Annotated in this window: 2 protein-coding genes and 1 pseudogene; 1 reads left to right on the top strand and 2 read right to left on the bottom strand. The window is 34.1% G+C overall.

Annotated features, from left to right (window positions below):
- Window positions 1-573: 573 nt before the first annotated feature.
- A complete protein-coding gene (locus tag ACJ5GX_RS07125; RefSeq protein ID WP_007302801.1) occupies window positions 574-1,104 on the bottom strand; it encodes a head-tail connector protein in 531 nt (176 codons plus the stop codon).
- Between the two features lie 102 nt (window positions 1,105-1,206).
- Window positions 1,207-1,485: a hypothetical protein gene (locus ACJ5GX_RS07120; RefSeq protein ID WP_017532302.1), complete on the bottom strand. Its 279-nt coding sequence runs from the start codon at window positions 1,483-1,485 to the stop codon at window positions 1,207-1,209.
- Between the two features lie 665 nt (window positions 1,486-2,150).
- Here ACJ5GX_RS07120 and ACJ5GX_RS07115 point away from each other — a divergent pair.
- Window positions 2,151-2,249, top strand: a pseudogene (locus ACJ5GX_RS07115) (dUTP diphosphatase); the annotation flags it as partial.
- Window positions 2,250-2,349 lie beyond the last annotated feature (100 nt).

Below are 2,349 nucleotides of genomic sequence, written 5' to 3'. Positions count from 1 at the left end.
CTCACTTGTCGCCCCTAGTTCCGTTTTTTAACGCAACGTAACGCATGCGTCTGTCATAAGAAAGAAAAATAAGAATTTAAATCTGATTTCCATGCAAAAACGGTTATTGTATGTCAGACGCATGCGGTACGTTGCGTTAAAAAAATGGAACGACGGACGACAAGTGAGTAAACCGCCTTAGTCTAACATAGAGTGATGTTAATCTAAACCGACATCACACAACTTATGTAACACTAGCGTTTTTATTAGTTTTACCAGCTGGTACCCATTTTCTTGTCAGAAATACCCTTTCCCGTGGTTTCCCGAAGTAAAAAGCTACTTTGGCAGCGCTATTTAAAAGCAAAGAGTTTGTACATCAGAAAATACTGTAAGTATAGTTTGGAAATATATTTATAAATAAGTAGTGCAATTTCAAACGTAATCTAATTTTAGTTTGAGGTTTATTTTTTAATAAAGGCACAGATAAATTGAATTGTGCAAATATTCATGATCGATCCCAGTACTGGGATGACATCGAAGGGGCTACTCGGATGACACCATCTGTTGTATCTGCTATTGAATGACAAACAGGAACTACAAAACAACCTTTGGTTCGCGAAATGGAGAATACACCTTCTTTACCTCAGATAAATGGCTACTTACTTCTGATTCACGATTTTTATAGAGAGCAGAAACATGCTGTATAATACCTAGCTTTATTTGCTCAGGAACACTATCATAACCAGCTTCATATACAACATCAGCCCTTATTATGTTCAAATAATTGAAAAATTCAATATAGCTTCCTATATCACTAAAATAATAACTAAGTTTTCTATTCTTATCAGTAGCCAATATTATTTTATTCACAGGACCATAGCTTAAATATATTCTACGAGGTATATAACCTTCATATGAAACTTGCCACGTTTGCTTTACTAGAGACTTTTCCATATGCCACTGAGCATAATCAGTTGCCATAAAAATAAAACTTGAAATCAACTTATCATCTTGATCATTTTCAATTCGTAAAAAAGATTTAACCTCTCCTAAAGTTACTGGAAAAGATTTAGGCTTAGACTTACGTTGTATATTTATGATTGGATACTTTAGTCTTGTTGACATAACAACCCTCCTTTTCTATATATAGCTAAAATAAGTAAGACTTATCTATAAAAAATCTTACTTATTTTAGTTATCACTTAATATTAAATTGCAGCAGCAACTCTATCGTACAAGTATATTGAGAAGAGAACGTATTAACGCTGTTTCTCCTTTTTTTAGGCCGGATTTTAGTAGATTGACATTCTGAGAATGAATGTTATTGAAAGTGAAGTTTAGCTCTTTAGCAAGTAGACTGCGAAATTTCTGCACACTTTCATATGCGATGTTTTCAAGTTCATGCGCAAACTTATCTTGAGCCGCAGCTGCTATGTCTTCTATTTCTTCATTGAACTCTTCTAGCTTTCTTTCCTTACCTTTAAAATTTTTTGCAAAAGTTTTCATATTAATTGGCCTCAACTATTCTTATAATTATAATGACAATAAAAAGACTACCGAAGTAAAAAATTAGCACTACAATACTGCAAACAACAGCAGCACACCAAACCGGTTCACTTTATAGCGTAAATTCAAGTATGTCATTCAAGTAGCCCTTTTTTGTCATCCCAGTGCCCAGACACTGGGATCCATGTTGCTCACAAGCAAACTAGCATAGAAAGGTGGTACAACGTTTTCGATGAGATTGCAGAAAGGCTGAATTCCAGCATCAAGTGCTATCTCTATAGGACTCCTCACTAATCCAAAATATTAATAAATTTACTAATTATAAAAAAGGCAAAAGGATCCCCACTTAGTGAGTTTGACCCTATAATAATTTAAACTGGCGCTGTAATAATGTGCTAACGCTTAAAATAAGCGCGTTTTGGCTGAATGTAGAAAAAATAAAAAAGACATGCAGCCGCTATAATTTTATGTAATCCGCCAATAAGTACCTTAAGTTTTTTACTGAATTTTTGTTATTGAGCCTGCAGGTCAAAAACAAGTTTTGAGTCATAAATACCCTTAGTGTCATAATAAGGAAAGTTGGCAATATTTGTCAAGTAGTTTTCTTATCTTTTACAGGCATAATTTACATGCTACAATCAAATTTTCATAACTGGTGAATAAAAATGCAAAGAGACAAAATTAAAGTAGAAATAAAAAAGTTATCACATGGCGAAAGCCTGCCTCTTCCCTGTTATGCAACTATGCAGAGTGCTGGCATGGATCGATCGAGAGCTGAAGGACTATTGTGAGTTTCAACTTTATCTACAATCAAGTAATCGTCATCAAAAATTATTCCTCCTGCGTTGTCGGAGAAAACTGACA

It is taken from the genome of Wolbachia endosymbiont of Tuta absoluta (genome assembly GCF_059414725.1).
This window is presented reverse-complemented; position numbering and strand designations above follow the sequence as displayed.

What these genes read in the sequence shown, in the direction of transcription:
- ACJ5GX_RS07125 (WP_007302801.1), bottom strand. Translation starts at nt 1,104, where the DNA reads ATGTCAACAAGACTAAAGTATCCAATCATAAATATACAACGTAAGTCT.
- ACJ5GX_RS07120 (WP_017532302.1), bottom strand. Translation starts at nt 1,485, where the DNA reads ATGAAAACTTTTGCAAAAAATTTTAAAGGTAAGGAAAGAAAGCTAGAA.